This window comes from Pseudoxanthomonas sp. z9, assembly GCF_006542425.1.
GTDB lineage: Bacteria > Pseudomonadota > Gammaproteobacteria > Xanthomonadales > Xanthomonadaceae > Pseudoxanthomonas_A.
Window position 1 is genome coordinate 1 of the sequence record NZ_VFID01000001.1, and the last position, 18,332, is coordinate 18,332.

Genomic DNA, 18,332 nt, shown 5'->3' on the forward strand with positions numbered 1-18,332 from the left:
TCGCGGAGCAAGCTCCGCTCTACTCGTCGACCTGTCGACGCTCGGGGCCGGGGCGTTTCAGCAGCTTGCGCTGCAACGATCGTCGATGCATGCCCAGCAGTCGCGCCGCGGCGGAAATATTGCCATCGGTCTCCGCCAGCGCCTGTTGGATGTGCTCCCATTCCAGCCGGTGCAGGGGCGTCATGGTTTCCTCCGGCTCCAGCGGCTCGCTCTTCTGCTCGATGCCGAGCGCGCGCAGGATGGACGACAGCGAGGCCGGCTTGGGCAGATAGTCGTCGGCGCCGCGCTTGATCGACTCCACCGCCGTGGCCACGCTCGCGTAGCCGGTCACCAGCAGGATCCGCATGTCCGGCCGCAGTGCGCGCAGGGGTTCGATCAGGGTCAGGCCCGAGGATTCGCCCAGCTTCAGATCGACCAGGGCGAAGTCGGGCGCCTGCTCGCGCGCCAGGCGCAGCGCCTCGCGGGGATCCAGGGCGATGCGGGTCTCGATGCCGCGCCGGGCCAAGCTGCGCTGGAGGGTGCGGGCATACAGTTCGTCGTCGTCGATCAACAGGCCGTTCATGGAAAATCCCGGGTGCCGCGCAACGGCAGGCGGAACCTGACCCGCACGCCGCGTGGCGACGCGGTCTGCAGGGTCAGCGAACCTCCCAGGCGTTCGACCGTCGCGTGCGAGAGCGCCAGTCCCACGCCCATGCCGTCGGGCTTGCTGCTGCGGAACAGGGTATCGGATTGGAAGCGCAGGGTGTCCTGGAAGCCGTCGCCCTCGTCGCGCACTTCACCAATCAGTTCGCCGCCATCGCAGCGCAGGCGCAGTTCCACCCGGGTGGAACCGGCCTGCTGGCTGGCGTCCGCGGCGTTGTTGAGCAGCGCCTGCAACAGGTGGCCGATCGAGGGGTCCACCCGCAGCCGTGGCGGCAGTTCGCCCTCGCGCTGCAGTTCGATGGTCGGGCGCACCAGTTGCCAACGGTGGATGACGCGCTCCAGGTCCACGCCGGTGTTGCGGCCCATCTCGGCGGAGGCGGCCAGCTCGCGCACGCGGTCGCGGCAGATGTCGACCAGTTCGCGCAGGGTGGTGGCGTCCTCGCGGATGGCCTCGTCGTCGCACTGCTCGGCAATGTCCTCGCTCAGCAGGGTCATCGTCGCCAGCGGCGTGTTGAGTTCGTGGGCGACCGCCGCGGCGTGGGTGGCCAGGGCGACGATGCCCTCGTTGCGGGCGAAGCGTTCGCGTAGCACCGCCAGTTCGCGTTCGCGCTGGCGCAGCGCGGCCACCAGACGGGTGGAGAAGTAAAGCACCACACCGACCGACAGCAGGAAATTCACCGCCATGCCCCACAGGTGCAGGTTGAACGCATTGCCGTGGAAAGCAGGCAGGGGCCGGCCAAACACCGCCATCAGCGCATAGCCGACCAGCGAGGCGGCGGCGGTGGCCAGCACCCAGCGCAGCGGCAGGGCCAGCGCGGCCACCGCGATCAGCAGCAGGAACATCGGGCTGAAGGGGTTGGTGATGCCGCCGCTCCAGCCGACCAGCCAAGCCAGCACGGCCACGTCGACCAGCATGTGCAGAAACGCCACCCCGGCCGAATCCGGCGCCAGCCGATGGCTGCGCCAGGTGGCATAGACGTTGAACGCGGCCAGCAGGCCGATGCCGCCCCACAGCGGGGCGACCGGCAGCGGTATGTGCATCAGCTCGGTGGCGACCAGGACCGCCACCGCCTGGCCGATGATGGCCACCCAGCGCAGGTTGCACAGGGTCCGCAGGAAGCTGGGAGAAGAGATGGGCATGCGTACATGCTAGACGATGCGGCAAGCGCGGCCATCCGGTGGACGACGGCCCGGAGCGCTTCGGGTGAACGGCAGCGTGCCGACCGGCGCTGCCCGGCCCGGTTCCCAGTCTAAAATGGGCGCCATGCACGATGCCGTCAGCCGCCCCACGCCCCCCGCCAACGCCGCCGCCTGGCCCCGCCGCATCACCCACATCGTCGACATCGGCGGGGTGAAGGTCGGCGGCGGGCAACCGGTGGTGGTGCAGTCGATGACCAACACCGACACCGCCGATATCGCCGCCAGCGTCCGCCAGGTGGCCGAGCTCTGGCGCGCCGGCTCGGAAATGGTCCGGCTGACCGTCAACAATCCCGAATCCGCCGCCGCGATCCCGCGCATCCGCGAGAAGCTGGAGATGATGGGCATCGCGGTGCCGCTGATCGGCGATTTCCACTACAACGGGCACCAGTTGCTGGCCGGCGAACCCGCCTGCGCCGAGGCGCTGGCCAAGTACCGCATCAATCCGGGCAACGTCGGCTTCGGCAAGAAGAAGGACACCCAGTTCGCCCAGTTGATCGAATTCGCCATCCGCTACGGCAAGCCGGTGCGAATCGGCGCCAACTGGGGCTCGCTGGACCAGGCGCTGGCGGCGCAGCTGATGGACGAGAACCACCAGCGCGAGCAGCCGTGGGACGCCGGCCGGGTGCTGCGCGAAGCGCTGATCCGCTCGGCGGTCGACTCGGCCGAGCGCGCGGTGGAACTGGGTCTGCCGCGCGATCGCATCGTGCTGTCGGCCAAGGTCAGCGGCGTGCAGGAACTGATCGCGGTCTACCGCGACATGTCGCAGCGCTCGGAGTTCGCGCTGCACCTGGGCCTGACCGAGGCCGGCATCGGCAGCAAGGGCATCGTCGCCTCGTCGGCGGCGCTGGCGGTGCTGCTGCAGGAAGGCATCGGCGACACCATCCGCATCTCGCTCACCCCCGAGCCGGGGCAGCCGCGCACGCAGGAAGTGATCGTGGCGCAGGAACTGCTGCAGACCACCGGCCAGCGCGCCTTCACTCCGATGGTCACCGCCTGTCCGGGCTGCGGCCGCACCACCTCCGAGTTCTTCCAGGAACTGGCCAAGGTGGTGCAGAACCACGTCCGCGGCAAGATGCCGGAATGGAAGATCAGCCACCCCGGCGCCGAGAACATGACCCTGGCGGTGATGGGGTGCGTGGTGAACGGTCCCGGCGAATCACGCCACGCCAACATCGGCATTTCCCTGCCGGGCACCGGCGAGGCGCCGGCCGCGCCGGTATTCATTGATGGCGAAAAGGCGGTGACCCTGCGCGGCGAGAACATCGCCCAGGAGTTCATCGCCCTGATCGACGGCTACGTCGAGCGCAAGTACACGCGTGGCGCCGTCTGAGGTCCTGGCCCAGGGGCTGAACGCCCTGCTTGGATTGTTGCGCGAACGCGGCCTGCGGATCCTGCTGCTGTTCGCCGGCGTACTGGCGCCACTTTGGCTGTTCGTGGAACTGGCCGACGAGGTCCACGAACTCGAGGATTTCTTCTTCGATGATCCGCTGCTGTGGCGGATGCATGCGCTGGCCTCGCCGGCGCTGGACCGCTTCTTCGTCGGGGTGTCGGCGGCCGGCTACCAATACGGGGTAATCCCGGTCGACATCGTTGTCGTGCTCGGCCTGCTGGCCTGGCGGCGCTGGCGCGAGGCGTTGTTCGCGGCGGCCTCGTTCATCGGTTCGGCGCTGCTGAACCTGGCGACCAAGCAGTTCTTCCAGCGCGACCGGCCGTCGCTGTGGGATTCGGTCGCGCCCGAGCACACCTTCAGTTTCCCGAGCGGCCACGCGATGGGGTCGATGACCCTGGCGATGGTGGTGTTCCTGCTGGCCTGGCGCACCCGCTGGCGCTGGCCGGCGGCGCTGGCCGCGCTCGCCTTCGTCCTGCTGGTCGGCCTGTCGCGGGTCTACCTGGGCGTGCATTATCCCTCGGACATCCTCGGCGGCTGGGCCGCGGGCATGGCCTGGGTGGCGGGCCTGTATATCGTTCTGTATCGCAACGGCGGGCCGTGGAAGCGCGCCCCTCAGGCGAACTCGTAGAACTGGAAACACACCCCCGGCGGCACGATCAGGTGGAATTCGCGCCGGCCCCAAGACTTCATTTCCAGCGGCCCGATCTGCGCGGGCAGGTCCCGGTATTCCGCGTAAAGCGCGTCCAGTCCGGCCACCCCGATGCTGAAACTGGCGTTGTGCGCCCACAGCGGCTCGTTGTTGCGGACCAGATGGAAGCCGATGCCGTCGCGCTCGATGCCGGCCATGTCGCCTTCCTGCCAGAGCGCGTGGAAGCCCATCCGGCCGACGTAGAAATCCAGCGCTTCGGCCAGCGATGGCCCGGCCGGCACCATGGGGGTGACGCTCGCGAATCGGGTGGTCATCGGCGCTCCCTCCCTGCTGACCGGCCCAGACTAGGAGAACCGCTGGCGGCGTCGCAAGCGGGCGGCCGCAGAACGTAACGGATTGTTGCGATCCGCCCGGCTTGTGGTTGTCCGCGCGCGGCGGGACGATGGCCGCTGGTGCGGAGGCCGCGTGGGCGCGGATGGAACGGATATGCAGGAGCTGGTCGAGCGTTTCGGTATCGGACTGGTGTTCGTCAACGTGCTGGCGCTGTCGCTGGGCTTGCCGGTGCCGGCGATGCCGACCCTGATCGTGGTGGGAGCGGGCATCGCCCTGCATGCGGATCCGGCGTGGCCGGCGTTGCTCGGCGTGCTCGCGGTCTCCGTCTCGGCCAGCCTGCTGGGCGACGCGGCCTGGTTCTACGCCGGTCGCCGCTACGGCAATCGCACCCTGCAGTCACTGTGCCGGCTGTCGCTGTCGCGCGACAGTTGCATGAAACAAACCGAACGTGTCTACGGCCGCTTCGGCATCCGCGTGCTGGCGGTGGCCAAGTTCGTGCCTGGCCTGTCGATGGTCGCGGTGCCGCTGGCCGGGGCGATGCAGGCGGGCTTGCCGCGGTTCCTGCGTTATGACGGGCTGGGCGCGGCGCTGTGGGCGACGGTGGGACTGGCGCTGGGCGTGATCTTCTCCCGCCAGGTGGAGGGCGTGCTGCTGGCCCTGTCGCAACTGGGCGTCGGCGCGCTGGCATTGGTGGTGGCGGGGCTGATCCTGTACGTCGGCTATCGCTGGTGGCGCCGGCGCGCGCTGTTCCGGATGCTGGAAGCCGCGCGCATCGAACCGGCCGCGCTGGATGCGCTGGTGCGTGCGGGGCAGGCACCGGCGATCCTGGACATCCGCGCGCCGGGTTTCCGCGATGTCGATCCCTTCATCATTCCCGGCGCGGTCTTCGCCGATGAGCGCAGGCTGGACGCCATCATGGCGACCGTGCCGCGTGATCGCAGGGTTGTCATCTACTGCGCCTGCCCGGATGAGGTGTCCGCGGCGTGGCTGGCCGGCCAGCTGCGCCGACGCGGCTATCTCGACGCGGTTCCGCTGCGCGGTGGCATCGACGCCTGGCGCGGGGCGGGATTGCCGGTCGTGGCGATCGGCGGTGAAGCGGGGTCCGGGATGGGGGATTGGGGATCCGGGATGACGGAACAGGCGGGAGCACCGTCCCCGGCGCGGGCTCTTGACCCCGACGCCCGCGAAAAATCAACGCACCCGTAAATTCAATACTGGATGCAGACGCGATTGCGGCCTTCGCTCTTGGCCCGGTACAGCGCGGCGTCGGCCGCGGCCATCATCCGGCTGCAGGTGTCGCGGCTGGGGGTGAGCGCGGCGATGCCGATGCTGACGGTGATCGACTGTTCGTCGCCGCCGGGCTTGAACACCGCCTCGGCCACCGCCTGGCGCAGGCGCTCGGCGAAACCGAACGCGGCGTCGCCATCGCATTCGGGCAGCAGCACCGCGAACTCCTCGCCGCCGATGCGCGCGGCGGAATCGTCGTTGCGCACGTGCCGGCGCAGGATGCCGGCGATCTGTCGCAGCACGTTGTCGCCGGAGATGTGCCCGTAGCGATCGTTGATGGGCTTGAACAGATCGACGTCGATGATGCACATCGTCAGCGGGCGCTGGTGGCGCATGGCGCGGGCGATTTCGCGCTCGACCGCCTCGATGAAGTGGCGGCGGTTGTAGAGATCGGTCAGCGCGTCGTGGGTGGCGAGCTGGTAGATCTCCTCGTGGTAGTGCGCCTCGACGCTGGCGTGGCTGATGAACTTGAGGATGCACTCGCCCAAGGTGAGGTGATCGCCGTCGGCCAGCGTCGCCTCCTGGATCGGCCGGTCGTTGAGGCGGGTGGGATTGGTCGCATCCAGATCGCATACGCGGTATTCGTCGCCTTCGCGCCAGACCCGGCAATGCAGGCGCGATACGCTCCGGTGCGGGATGTGCAGGTCGGCCTCGCGCGAACGCCCGACCACCACCGGCTGCGCGTCGATGTCGGCGCGCCTGCCCAGGCCCTCGCCCTGGATCACCACCACGCACGCCGAGCGAGAGCCGGACGGACGGGGTCCGTCGCTCAGGATCGTGCGCTGGGTGGTCTCGTGATCGGGCGCCATGCTGCGGCCGCGGGGAAGGAAGGCGTCGAGTGTAGCGGGTCCGCGTGGCGGCTGCCGGCGCTTCCGCTACCATGGCGGCACTCCAGGGGGATGCGCCATGAATCCAGTACCGCCATCGGCGGACCCGGAAGCCACCGAGCTTCTGGCGACGCGCCTGTCCGGGCACATGCCCGCGGACGGACAGACCTTCGCGCCGGGCGCGCGGCTGGGACGCTACCGGCTTGAGGGCCTGCTCGGACGTGGCGGCATGGGCGAGGTGTACCGGGCGGAACAACTGGAGCCGGTGCGCCGGACCGTGGCGCTGAAACTGTTGCGCGGCCATCGCGTGGAAGCGCGCCACCTGGCCTATTTCGAGATCGAACGGCAGTTGCTGGCACAGATGCAGCATCCGGCCATCGCCCAGATCTACGACGCCGGCGCCACCGACGACGGCGTGCCGTTCTTCGCCATGGAGTTCAGCGAGGGGCGGCCGGTCACCGTGTTCTGCGCGGAGGAGGGACTGGATCTGCGCGAACGGCTGGCATTGTTCATCCGCATCTGCGAAGGCGTCCAGCACGCCCACCACAAGGGCGTGATCCACCGGGATCTGAAACCCGGCAACATTCTGGTCGATCGCATCGACGGCCGCGCCGCGCCCAAGATCATCGACTTCGGCATCGCCACCGCCACTTCGCGCGCGCTGGCCGGCATGCAGGAGCGCGCCGGCACCCCGGACTACATGAGCCCGGAACAGGCCGGGGGCGACCTCGCCACCCTCGATACGCGCAGCGACGTCTACTCGCTGGGCGTGCTGCTGCACGAACTGCTGACCGGCAGCCGACCCGGCGTGCGCGACGGCGGCACCGCCGATGGCAGCGTCCTGCGCCTGCCGTCCGAGCAGCTCGCCGCGCAGCCGACCGCGGCCGCGCGGGCCGGCGACGATCGCCATCTGAGGCGCGCGTTGCGCGAGGAACTGGACTGGGTGGTCGCCAAGGCGATGGCCCATGATCGCAATGCGCGCTACGCATCGGTCGCCGAACTGGCCGCGGATCTGCAGCGGTTCCTGGAGGGCGCACCGCTGGCGGCGGTGCCGCCGACCCGTCGCTACCGCTGGTCGCGCTTCTTCGCCCGCCATCGCACGGCCCTGATCGCCGCGGCGGTGGTCGGGCTGGCGCTGCTGGGTGGTCTTGCGGTGTCGGTGTACGGCCTGATGCAGGCGCGGGCGCAACGGGCGATCGCCGAGCAGCGCAGCGCGGAGCTGGAGAAGGTCGCCGCGTTTCAGCAATCGATGCTGGAAGGCATCGATATCGAGGCCATGGGCGGCGGTCTGGCCGGTGGCATGCGCGCGCAGATCGCCGCAGCCGATCCGTCCGTCCGCGCCTCGCTGGAACAACTGCTGGCCGGAATCAACACCGCCGATCTGGCACGCGGCATGATCGATCGTGATCTGCTGGCCAGCGCCGAGGCCGCCATTGATCGCGACTTCGCCCGGCAACCGGCGCTGGCCGCCAACCTGCGTGAATCGGTCGCACGCGTCTATGCCGCCCTGGGCATGAGCCCGCAGGCCGCGCGGGAATTCGGCAAGGTCGCCGACTACCGCGCCGGGCAGTCCGGCGAAGCCGACCGGGCGACGCTGGCCGCGCGCCTGGAACAGGCCGAGGCGCTGCTCGGCGCGGCCGAGGTGGACGCCGCCGCGGCCATCATCGAACGCGCGCAACCGCTGGCGCGGCCGCTGCCGTTGAACGATCCCACCCGCGCCGGACTGGAGATCGCCCAGGCCAGCCTGCTGTCCGCGCGCGGCGAGCGTGAACGGGCCAAGACCCTGCTGCAGTCGCTGCACGAGCGGTTGGCGAAGCAGGCGGGCGATCGCGATCCCGCGGCGATGGACGCCCTCAACGCGCTGGCCGACATGCAACGCGCGGTCGGCGAGATGGCCGAGGCGCGGGCGAACATGGAAAAGCTGCTGCCGTTGCGGGTGGCGGTGCAGGGTGCCGAACACAAGGACACCCTGGCGGCCACCGGCAATCTGGCGGTGATGCGGATGATCACCGGCGAGAAGGAAGGCGCGGTCAAGTTGCAGCGCGAACTGCTGGCGATACAGACCCGCCGGCTCGGCAACGATCATCCACTGACGCTGCATGCGCGCGGCACCCTGGCCAGCATGCTGGCGGACTCCAACGCCGCCGGGGAAGCGCTGCCGATGATGAAGGCGGTGCTGGCCGGCCGCGAACGCGTGCTCGGGCCGCTGCACCCGCAGACCATCCGCGCGCGCCTCAACCTGGCCACGACCTACGCAAGGCTGGACGACTATGCCGCCGCGCTGCCGCTGGAGCGGCAGGTGCTGGAACAGCGGACACGGCTGCTCGGCGCCAATCATCCGGACACGCTGTCGATCCTGATCAACCACGCCGGCACGCTGCTGCGCGATGGGCATCCGCAGCAGAGCCTGGCCCTGTTGCGCGATGGCCTGCCGCTGGCGCGTGACGTGCTGGGGATGAAGCATCCGCAGACCCAGCGCGCCCTGCTGATCCGCGGCGACGCCGCGCGCACGCTGGGCGATAACTCGCTGGCGCTGGCGTCCTATCGCGAAGTGGTCGAGGTCCGCCGGCGCCTGCTCGGGGAACAACATCCGGAAACGCTGCATGCGATCTGGACGCTGGCCACCGCCGAAGCGGGCTTTGGCCATGAAGCACAGGCACAGGCCCTGCGTCGGCAATACCTGGAGCCGTTGCTGTCGGCCAGACCCGACACCCTGAGTGAACCGCTGGCCGCGCTGGCCGATGCCATCCGCGAGGGGCGACCGCCGACGGGGTTCAAGTAAGGGCGGGACGGGGCGCGTCGGGTCGTTGCGGACGCGACCTCACTCGCCCGGCTTGGCGGCCGAGGTCGCCGCCTCGGAGGCCGCCTTGCGCGACAGCACCGCCTCGCGATGGGCGATATAGGCGTTGGCGCCGAAGATGATCGCCGCGCCCAGCAGGGTCCAGCGATCCAGGCTTTCGTCGAACAGCACCCAGCCGAACACCGCCACCACCGGCAACTGCATGAAGCTGATCGGTGTCAGCGCTGAAACCTCGCCCAGCTTCAGTGCACGCGTCCACAGCATGTGTCCGCCGGTGCCCATCACGCCGGCGGCGATCACCCACAGCCAGGTGATGCCCTGCGGCCACTCCCACACGCTCAGCGCGGGTACCAGCGACATCGGCACCCACAGCAGGGTGGTGTAGAGCACGATGCGGTCGGCCGGCTCGGTCTGCGACAGCTGCTTGATCTGGATCGCCACCAGCGCGCTCATCACCGCCGCCAGCACCGCGATCATGGCGTCCATGCTGAACTCCGCGGTGCCGGGACGCACGATGATCAGCACGCCCAGGAAACCCAGCACCACCGCGGTCCAGCGGCGGGCGCGGACCTTTTCATTGAGCATCGCGGCCGCGGCCAGGGTGACGAACAGCGGGGTGGAGTAGGACAGCGACACCGCCTGCGCCAACGGCAGGTGGCCGATGGCCCAGAAGCCGGCCAGCATCGAGCAGATGCCGATCACGCAGCGGAACAGGTAGCGCGGGAAATGCTGGGTCTTCAGCAGCCCCGGCCCGTGCTTGACCAGCAGCGGCAGCGCCGCCAGCAGGCCGAAGAAGTTGCGGAAGAACGCAATCTCGAAGGTGTGCAGGCTGGCCGAGGCCAGCCGGATCGCGACCACCATCATCGCGAAGAACATCGTGCTGGCCAGCATCAGCGCGGCGGCGCGGAAGTGGACGGGAATGGCGGGCATCAGGTTTCCACGGCGGACGGGCACGGTGGCGCGATGGCCAGCGTGCACGGAAGGCAATGAAGGGAATGCGTTCGCATCGCGCGCGCGAAGCGGCAGGGAACGCGGCTTCCGCCCCGCCGTCCATTCCGCGCGCCGTGGACGGGCGGGCGGAAGCGGGACAGGGCGGGAGCGGCGACGCGCATGGCTACCAGCGCGCGCCGATGATGCGTGGCTCGGGTTCGATGGCGACGCCGAAACGGCGCTCCACCGATTCGGCGATGCGCCGGGCCAGCGCCAGCAACTGCATGCCGCTGGCGTTGCCGTGGTTGACCAGGACCAGCGCGTGTGAGGCGGCCACGCCGGCATCGCCATCGCGATGCCCCTTCCAGCCGCAGGCATCGATCATCCAGGCGGCGGAGATCTTGCGGGTGTCCGCCGCGTCGCCGCGGAACACCGGCAGGCCCGGATGCGCGGCCTGCAGGGATTCGGCCAGCGCCGCCGGCACGATTGGATTCTTGAAGAAGCTGCCGGCGTTGCCGATTGCCGCCGGGTCCGGCAGCTTGCGGCTGCGGATCGCGATCACCGCTTCGGCGACGTCGCGCGCATCCGGCCGGGCGATGCCCATCGCCGCCAGTTCCTCGCCGAGGCCGGCGTAGTCCAGCCGCGGCGCGGGCGTGCGCAGCAGGTCCAGCTCCACCGCGGTGACGATGTAGCGGTCCGGTTCGTGCTTGAACACGCTGTCGCGATAACCGAACGCGCAGGCACTGCGGTCCAGCCGGCGCAGGACGCCTTCGCGGCGATCCCAGGCTTCCACCGCGTGGATGAATTCGCCGACTTCCACGCCATAGGCGCCGATGTTCTGGATGGGCGCGGCACCGGCGGTGCCCGGAATCAGCGCGAGGTTCTCCAGCCCGCACAGCCCCTGTTGCAACGACCACATCACCAGCGCGTGCCAGGGCACGCCGGCTTCGGCGCGCACGCGCGCGTGGGTGGCGTCCTGGGACAGCACGCGGGTCGCGGCGGCGGTCAGCGCCAGCACCGGTCCCTCGGCGTCGCCGGCGAACAACAGGTTGCTGCCGCCGCCCAGCACCAGCAGGGATGTCTCGGCGATTTCCGGCCGCGCCAGCAGTTCCGGCAGCGCGGCGGTGTCGTCCAGTTCGATCAGCCAAGGCGCGCGCGCTTCCACCCCGAAGGTGTTGCGATTGCGCAGCGAGGCATCGCGGGTCAGGCGATAGGGCGCACTCATTCCGGCGCCACCGCGCCGCGGCTGGGCGCCTCGCGGCGGCGGCGGATGGCATCGACGCACTCGCCGATGAGTTCCGGCCCGCGATAGACCATGCCGGAATAGACCTGCACCAGCGAAGCGCCCGCGGCCATCTTGGCCACCGCGTCGGCGCCCGAGAGGATGCCGCCCACGCCAATCAGCGGAATCCGGTCTGGCAGGCGGGTGCGCAGCCGGCGCAGCACCAGCGTCGACTGTCCCATCAGCGGCGCGCCGGAAAGGCCGCCGGTCTCGTGGGCCAGCGGATCGTCCTGCACGCTGATGCGCGAGACGGTGGTGTTGGTGGCGATGACCCCGTCCACGCCCAGATCGCCAAGCACACGCGCCACCGCGTCGATGTCGTCGTCGGACAGGTCCGGCGCGACCTTCACCAGCATCGGCACACGCCGGCCGTGTTGTGCGGCCAGATCCTCCTGCGCCTCGCGCAGGCTGCCGATCAATTGGCGCAGTGCCTGTTCCTCCTGCAGCTCGCGCAGGCCGGCGGTGTTGGGCGAGGAGATGTTGACGGTGATGTAGTCGGCCAGCGGATAGACCCGTTCCAGGCAATACAGGTAGTCCGAGGCGGCCCGTTCGTTGGAGGTGTCCTTGTTCTTGCCGATATTGATGCCGAGCACGCCGGTGCGGCGGCGGATCCGCTCGATGTTGCGTACCAGCGCGTCGACGCCCTCGTTGTTGAAGCCCAGCCGGTTGATCACCGCCTGGTGGGCCGGCAGCCGGAACATGCGCGGCTTCGGGTTGCCCGGCTGCGGGCGCGGCGTGACCGTGCCCACCTCGACGAAGCCAAAGCCCAGCCCGAACAAGGCCTCGACATGGGCGCCGTTCTTGTCCAGGCCCGCGGCCAGCCCGACCGGATTGGGGAAGGTCAGGCCCAGCAGCTTGGTCGGCAGCGGCTGCGGGGAACGCGCCAGCAGCGGCATCGTGCCGGTCCGGTAGGCGGTCTCGATGGCCATGAGTCCCAGGCCATGGGCGCGCTCGGCGTCGAAACCGAACAGGAAGGGGCGAGCGAGTTTGTACATCAGTGCAGGGTGCCGACGAACACGCGGGTCAGATAGTCGAAACGGATCATGCCCTGTTCGGCGTGTTTATCGAATACCCGGCGCAATTCCGCCCGCATCGGCTCGTGCCGGGGATCCCCGGGCGGGGGTGTGGAGGAGGAGGAGCGCAGGCGGCCGTACAGGGCGTCGAAATCCAGCGGCTGGGCGTGCGGGAAGCGCGCCATCGCGCGGAAACCCGGCCCGAACCAGGCCTGCATGGCATCGTCGTCCGGGTGGCGTTCGGCGACCCGGGCATAGTCCTGGCCGTAGGCGTGCAGCAGGGCTTCGTAGTCGCGCAGGAACGGCGAGGCGTCGGGCAGGCGGCTGTTCCAGAACACGCAGGCCAGGCCGCCGGGGCGCAGGATGCGCGCCCATTCGCGGCGGGTCGTCTCGGGTTCGAACCAGTGGAAGGCCTGGGCGCTGGATACCAGATCGATGCTGGCCACTTCCAGTCCGGTGGCTTCGGCGCTGCCGTCGGTCGTGCGCAGGCCAGGTTCGCCGGCCAGATCCGCCACCAGCGCCTCGCGCATGGCGGCATTGGGTTCCACCGCGATCACCGGGTGGCCGCGCAGCAGCCAGGCACGAGTGGCGATACCGGTGCCGGCGCCGATGTCGGCGACCAGTGCGCCGGGCGGGACGTCCTGTTCGCCGTGCAGCCAGTCGAACAGGGCGTCCGGGTAGCCGGGGCGGTAGCGGACATAGTCCGCGACCCGGTTGCTGAAGCGTCGTGCGCTGTCGCCGGCGCCGGTCACCGGGCCCGGCTCACTGGCTCAGCGTGCCCAGCCACACCAGGCCGCCGAAGAACAGCACGAACACCAGGATGCCGATGATCCACAGGACGACCGACAGCCAGCCCAGGATCAGCCCGGCCACCGCGAACCCGTCGCCGTCCAGGCGCTGCGGCTCGCGACGGATTTCGGCCCGCGCCATGTGGCCGGTGATGATCGCGCCGATGCTGCCCAGGAAGGGCAGCAGGCTCCAGCCGAGGATGCCGGCGATCAGGCTGATGATGGCCAGGGTGCTGGTCTGGCGGGCGGGTGCGTTCATCGGCGTCCTTTTCCTTTCTCGGGGCTCAGAGGTCGAACTTTATACCCTGCGCCAGCGGCAGCGAGTCGGAATAGTTGATGGTGTTGGTCTGGCGGCGCATGTAGACCTTCCACGCATCCGAACCGGATTCGCGACCGCCACCGGTTTCCTTCTCGCCGCCGAACGCGCCGCCGATCTCGGCGCCGCTGGTGCCGATGTTGACGTTGGCGATGCCGCAGTCCGAGCCGGCCGCCGACAGGAACTGCTCGGCCGCCTTCAGGTTCTGGGTGAAGATCGACGAGGACAGGCCCTGCGGCACGCCGTTCTGCATGTCGATGGCCTCGTCCAGGGTCTTGTACTTCATCACGTACAGGATAGGCGCGAAGGTCTCGTGCTGGACCACCTCGTCGGAGTTCTTCAGGCCGGTGACGATGGTCGGCAGGACGAAGTTGCCGGGGCGATCGATCGCGGTGCCGCCGGTCTCGACCTTGCCGCCGCTGGCCTTGGCCTTCTCGACCGAAGCGAGGAACTGCTGCACCGCGCCTTGGCTGTTGAGCGGTCCCATCAGGTTGGCCGGGTCGGTCGGATCGCCGATCTTGCCCTCGACCTGCTTGTAGGCCTTGATGAGGGTGGACAGCACGGTGTCGTAGATGGATTCGTGCACGATCAGGCGGCGGGTGGTGGTGCAGCGCTGGCCGGCGGTGCCGACCGCGCCGAACACGATGCCCGGGATCGCCAGCTTCAGGTCGGCGGTTTCGTCCAGGATGATCGCGTTGTTGCCGCCGAGCTCCAGCAGGCTGCGGCCCATGCGGCGGGCCACGCGCTCGCCGACGGTGCGGCCGACCTGGGTGGAGCCGGTGAAGCTGATCAGCGGGATGCGCTTGTCGTCGACGAACTGCTGGGCCAGCTCGATGCCGGCGTCGTTGATCAGGAAGAAGATGTCCGGGAAGCCGGCGGCCTTCAGCGCGTCATTGCAGATCTTCATCGACGCGATGGCAGTCAGCGGGGTCTTGTTGGACGGCTTCCAGATGCACACGTCGCCGCAGATCGCGGCCAGGAACGAGTTCCACGACCACACCGCGACCGGGAAGTTGAACGCGCTGATGATGCCGACCAGGCCCAGCGGCTGGTACTGCTCGTACATCCGGTGGCCGGGACGCTCGGAGTGCATGGTGTAACCGTACAGCATGCGGCTCTGGCCGACCGCGAAGTCGGCGATGTCGATCATCTCCTGCACTTCGCCATCGCCCTCGGGCTTGCTCTTGCCCATTTCCAGCGCGACCAGCGAACCCAGCGCGTCCTTGTGCCTGCGCAGCGCTTCGCCGCACAGGCGCACGGCTTCGCCGCGGCGCGGGGCCGGGGTGGTGCGCCAGACCTTGAAGGCTTCCTGCGCGCGCGCGACCACGGTTTCGTAGTCGGCCTGGCTGCTGGCATGGACCTCGGCAATCACCTCGTTGGTGGTCGGATTGATCGACTGCAACAGGCCGGCGTCGGTGGTCGTGGACCACTCGCCGCGGCCCAGGTAGGTGCCGGAGTTGGTCTTGCCAAGGCCGAGTGCCTTGAGGATGTCTGCGGGCATGGAGCGCTCCAGAAAAGATTCGGAAAAAGGCACGGCGCGACTGCGCCAGCGGGCCGCCGATTTTAGCAGAGCGATCCCGCCGGTCCGCCTGGATCCGGGCCTTCCGTGGATGTGCTGAGCAGCCTGTTCGATTCGCCGAATCCACGGGCTTCCGGCAGCCCGGATTTCGGCGATTCGCCGATCATGACGGAGCATCGACGGCGTTGCGATGCGGACCGGTGGCGCAAGGCGGAGCGGATGCTTCGATCCAGGCCCGATATGGCCTGCCGGGATCGATGTCCCCGTGGCGGTGCCATCGAGTGGAGTGGCGGGAGTGGTTTCCTGCCTGTGGGTGCGGTGACCGCGCGATCTGCCAGTATCGCCGCACCCGCCCCGGCAGGGCCGGAATGGCGCCGCTAAGTGTTTGAAAGATGGCGGCCCCGGCGCGATTCGAACGCACGACCTTCCCCTTAGGAGGGGGACGCTCTATCCAGCTGAGCTACGGGGCCATGGCCGGCATTCTCGCATGAAGGGGCGGATGGGGCGACCGGCCCCGCCATGGCGGGGCCTCGGCCTGCCGACGGTCCTGGAGATGCGGCCACGCACTCGGGGCCAGCGCGGCGATTCGCCAGTGTGTGCGTCGCGGGCTGGCGCGACGGGCATTTCAGAAATGGCGCCCTGCTTCGTCTCAATGCCGAGCGACTCCCTGACGGGAGGAAGCGGGACACACACATGGCACGACCACGGTGCCGTGGATATCCGGATGTCCGTTCTCCTCCGCCGAGCGTCGCGGTGTTCTCGCGCAGGGATGCCAAGTGCGGGACCCGGTTTTCCGCCTCGCAGCGAACGAAGATTCGCTGCGAGGCGAAGCCGTGTCTGGACAAAAAGTGATCACGTCGAATTGTGCCGAATTCCGTGTGCAATCCCGTTATCGGCGACTAGATGTCGAATGCGTGACGAAAAGAATATTGAAAGCGGGGCAGCGCGAAACGCGCAGCAAATGCACCCGCCATGCGAAGGAGCCCCAGGTGGGTGATTGGCTCCTGACGCCTTCCCGTTCTTCCGTTCGATATTCCAGGAGAGAGTCGCCGTGGTATCCCTTTGCCATCCGTCATCAGGACCGCTTCGCCATGGACCGGCGCTGACCCGTATCGCCGCCGCGCTGGCGATCGCCATCGCGCCGCTGCCGGCGTTGGCCCAGGCGGCCGACGTCCCGTCCGCATCCATCGACGCGCAAGCCACCGCCCAGGCGGGCGACGAACAGGCCGTTGATCTGGGATCGGTGACGGTCACCGCGCGCAAGCGCGACGAACGCAACCTGGACGTGCCGATCGCGGTCACCGCGATGACCGGCGAGCAGATCGATGCGATGGGCATCGACAACGTCGGCGATGCGATTTCCTTCTCGCCCGGCGCGGCGGCCTACGATGCCGGTGGTGCGTTCACCTACATCCAGATCCGCGGAGCGTCCGCGCGCCAGGGCAGCAACGAAAACGGCTACTACCTGGACGAAGTGCCGTTCAACGGCGTGACCGTGCCGTGGTATCCGGAAACCCGCTCGTTCGACATCGAACGCATCGAAATCCTCAAGGGCCCGCAGGGCACCCTGTTCGGCGAGGGATCGATGGGCGGCACGGTGCGGGTCATCACCCGCAAGCCCGAATTCAACAGCTTCCGCGCGGGCGTGGAAACCTCGTACAGCAATACCGAGGGCGGCACCGATGGCTGGGGCGTCAAGGCGATGGTCAACGTGCCTCTGGTGGACGATACCCTGGCGATGCGATTCGGCGTCACCGACGAGTCCCTGTCGGGCTGGCTGAGAAACCGCCAGACCGGCGAGGAGAACATCAACGAACAGCGCATCAGGACCGGCCGCGCCAAGCTGCGCTTCGCGCCGAACGAGCGCTTCAACCTCGATCTTTCGTACTGGAAGTTCAAGGCGCATTCGCCCGGCGGGTTCGAAGCGGCCTACGATGACATGAGCGTGGATGCCTACTACGACGTGCGCAATGAATGGGATTCCGGCAGCCTGACGGCCAGCTACGCTTTCGATGATTCGCAACTGCTGTACGTGTTCTCGGACGGCAGCCTGTGGCGCGGGCTGAGCGGCATGATCAACGCGACGACGGCCTATGCGGGCACGGTCGACATCGGCGTGCGCACCCACGAACTGCGCTGGTCATCGACCGGCGAACGCGCGGTGGACTGGACGATGGGCTACTACCTGCGCAAGGCGATACGCCGCGATTCGTCCGCGATGACCGGCCTGTCGCCGACCCGCTCCTCGCAGACCAATGACTCGTTCTCGCTGTTCGGCGAAGCGACCTGGCACATCAATGAAAAATGGGCCGCGACCGCCGGCGTCCGCTACTTCGAGGACAAGGTCGATTCGATGGATGTCAGCGCGACCACGCGCAATACGCTGCAGAAGACCTTCACCAACACCAGTCCACGCTTCAGCCTGTCCTACGCGCTGAACGAAAATTCAACCCTTTACGCGAGCGCGGCCAGTGGTTACCGCTCCGGCCAGTTGCAGCCGATCACCTCCATCGAGCTGGCCGAGCAGGCCGGGATCGATCTGCCAGTCGGTACCAAGCCGGATGCGATCTGGAGCTACGAGCTGGGCTACAAGGCGGTGTTCGACGAAGGACGCCTGTTGCTGGAGACCGCAGTGTTCTACAGCGACTGGAAGGACGTGCCGGTCTACATGTCGCTGGCCGATGGCCTGTACAGCGGCATCCTCAATTCCGCCGGCTCCACCCAGAAGGGCGTGGAACTGGGAATCACCTGGATGCCGAACCGCTCGTGGGCGTTCAACTTCGGCGGCAGCGTGATCGACGCGGTCTACAAGGAGGATCTGGAAGGCACCCAGTTCCACAAGGGCACGCCGGTGTTCAACGTGCCCAGGACCACGCTCAGCGGGGGTGTGGCGTACAACTGGCCGGTCGGCGATTCGCTCAAGGGCATCGCCCGCAGCGACCTGATGTACCACTCGCGGCGCGAGACCTCGGCCACGGCCGGTACCGAAGGCGGCGATGCGATCACCCGGCTGGCTGCGCGGATCGGCCTGGAGTCGCCCAGTGGCTGGGCCGCCTACCTGTTCGGCGAGAACCTCACCGACGAGGATGGCGCCACCGATGCCCGCAGCATGACCGGCGCGGCGACCCGCCTGCGGCCACGCACCTTCGGTGTCGAGTTCCGCTACAACTATTGAGGAAAGCCGCCCCTCCCGGCGTGGCCGGGAGGGGACAGGGCGGTCAGGGGCCATTGATGCAACGCAGCACTTGACAGCCTGCCCGCTCTTCGTGTCCCCTACGGGAATGCGCCCGAACGCCCCGTCCACCGTCGATTCCATACGCCCGGCCCCGTCGCCGGCGGTGGCTTCCGCCTGGGCC

At 68.7% G+C, this 18,332-nt stretch carries 14 protein-coding genes, 1 tRNA gene and 1 pseudogene; 5 read left to right on the plus strand and 11 right to left on the minus strand.

Going from position 1 to position 18,332, the window contains the following annotated elements; genetic code table 11:
• Positions 1-19: 19 nt before the first annotated feature.
• Together FG323_RS00005 and FG323_RS00010 are read right to left on the minus strand one after the other, a co-directional pair.
• Entirely contained in the window at positions 20-562 is a 543-nt protein-coding gene (locus FG323_RS00005; protein ID WP_141452386.1) for a response regulator transcription factor, read from the minus strand.
• On the minus strand, positions 559-1,782 hold the full coding sequence (locus FG323_RS00010) for an ATP-binding protein (RefSeq protein WP_141452387.1): 1,224 nt from the start codon (positions 1,780-1,782) through the stop codon (positions 559-561). Before FG323_RS00010 ends, FG323_RS00005 begins: the two co-directional genes overlap by 4 nt.
• 124 nt (positions 1,783-1,906) lie before the next feature.
• On the opposite strand from FG323_RS00010, the gene ispG reads away from it, so the two are divergent.
• Positions 1,907-3,172, plus strand: coding sequence for a flavodoxin-dependent (E)-4-hydroxy-3-methylbut-2-enyl-diphosphate synthase (gene ispG / locus FG323_RS00015; RefSeq protein WP_141452388.1), 1,266 nt, complete (start codon positions 1,907-1,909; stop codon positions 3,170-3,172).
• 4 nt (positions 3,173-3,176) lie between these two features.
• On the plus strand, positions 3,177-3,860 hold the full coding sequence (locus tag FG323_RS00020; RefSeq protein ID WP_141452550.1) for a phosphatase PAP2 family protein: 684 nt from the start codon (positions 3,177-3,179) through the stop codon (positions 3,858-3,860).
• Here the strand turns inward: FG323_RS00020 and FG323_RS00025 are convergent.
• Positions 3,845-4,195: a hypothetical protein gene (locus FG323_RS00025; RefSeq protein ID WP_141452389.1), complete on the minus strand. Its 351-nt coding sequence runs from the start codon at positions 4,193-4,195 to the stop codon at positions 3,845-3,847. The two genes, FG323_RS00020 and FG323_RS00025, sit on opposite strands and share 16 nt — an antisense overlap.
• A gap of 172 nt (positions 4,196-4,367) precedes the next feature.
• Between FG323_RS00025 and FG323_RS00030 the strand changes: the two are divergent.
• Positions 4,368-5,300, plus strand: a pseudogene (locus FG323_RS00030) (DedA family protein/thiosulfate sulfurtransferase GlpE); the annotation flags it as partial.
• A gap of 122 nt (positions 5,301-5,422) precedes the next feature.
• On the opposite strand, the gene FG323_RS00035 reads toward FG323_RS00030, so the two are convergent.
• Entirely contained in the window at positions 5,423-6,310 is an 888-nt protein-coding gene (locus FG323_RS00035) for a GGDEF domain-containing protein (protein WP_141452391.1), read from the minus strand.
• 97 nt (positions 6,311-6,407) lie between these two features.
• Between FG323_RS00035 and FG323_RS00040 the strand changes: the two genes are divergently transcribed.
• The gene (locus FG323_RS00040; RefSeq protein ID WP_181444030.1) at positions 6,408-9,110 is read left to right on the plus strand and encodes a serine/threonine-protein kinase; all 2,703 of its coding nucleotides are present in this window, start codon (positions 6,408-6,410) and stop codon (positions 9,108-9,110) included.
• A 39-nt stretch (positions 9,111-9,149) separates the two neighbouring features.
• Here FG323_RS00040 and FG323_RS00045 read toward each other — a convergent pair whose 3' ends face one another.
• From FG323_RS00045 to FG323_RS00075, 7 genes are all read right to left on the minus strand, one after another.
• Positions 9,150-10,058 carry a DMT family transporter gene (locus FG323_RS00045; RefSeq protein WP_141452393.1) on the minus strand — a complete coding sequence of 303 codons (909 nt, stop codon included), beginning with the start codon at positions 10,056-10,058 and terminating at the stop codon, positions 9,150-9,152.
• Positions 10,059-10,242: 184 nt separating this feature from the next.
• Positions 10,243-11,283, minus strand: coding sequence for a UDP-N-acetylmuramate dehydrogenase (gene murB / locus FG323_RS00050; protein WP_141452394.1), 1,041 nt, complete (start codon positions 11,281-11,283; stop codon positions 10,243-10,245).
• Positions 11,280-12,335: a quinone-dependent dihydroorotate dehydrogenase gene (locus FG323_RS00055; RefSeq protein ID WP_141452395.1), complete on the minus strand. Its 1,056-nt coding sequence runs from the start codon at positions 12,333-12,335 to the stop codon at positions 11,280-11,282. The genes murB and FG323_RS00055 overlap by 4 nt, the downstream gene beginning before the upstream one ends.
• A complete protein-coding gene (locus FG323_RS00060) occupies positions 12,335-13,105 on the minus strand; it encodes a class I SAM-dependent methyltransferase (RefSeq protein ID WP_141452396.1) in 771 nt (256 codons plus the stop codon). Before FG323_RS00060 ends, FG323_RS00055 begins: the two co-directional genes overlap by 1 nt.
• Before the next feature lie 10 nt (positions 13,106-13,115).
• The gene (locus FG323_RS00065) at positions 13,116-13,400 is read right to left on the minus strand and encodes a DUF4190 domain-containing protein (protein WP_141452397.1); all 285 of its coding nucleotides are present in this window, start codon (positions 13,398-13,400) and stop codon (positions 13,116-13,118) included.
• Positions 13,401-13,425: 25 nt separating this feature from the next.
• Positions 13,426-14,958 (minus strand): aldehyde dehydrogenase family protein, encoded by a 1,533-nt coding sequence (locus FG323_RS00070; RefSeq protein ID WP_141452398.1) that lies wholly within the window; start codon positions 14,956-14,958, stop codon positions 13,426-13,428.
• Between the two features lie 411 nt (positions 14,959-15,369).
• Positions 15,370-15,446, minus strand: a tRNA-Arg gene (locus tag FG323_RS00075).
• Positions 15,447-16,027: 581 nt separating this feature from the next.
• Here FG323_RS00075 and FG323_RS00080 point away from each other — a divergent pair.
• Positions 16,028-18,151, plus strand: a complete 2,124-nt coding sequence (locus FG323_RS00080) for a TonB-dependent receptor (protein WP_141452399.1) — start codon at positions 16,028-16,030, stop codon at positions 18,149-18,151.
• Positions 18,152-18,332: the final 181 nt, after the last annotated feature.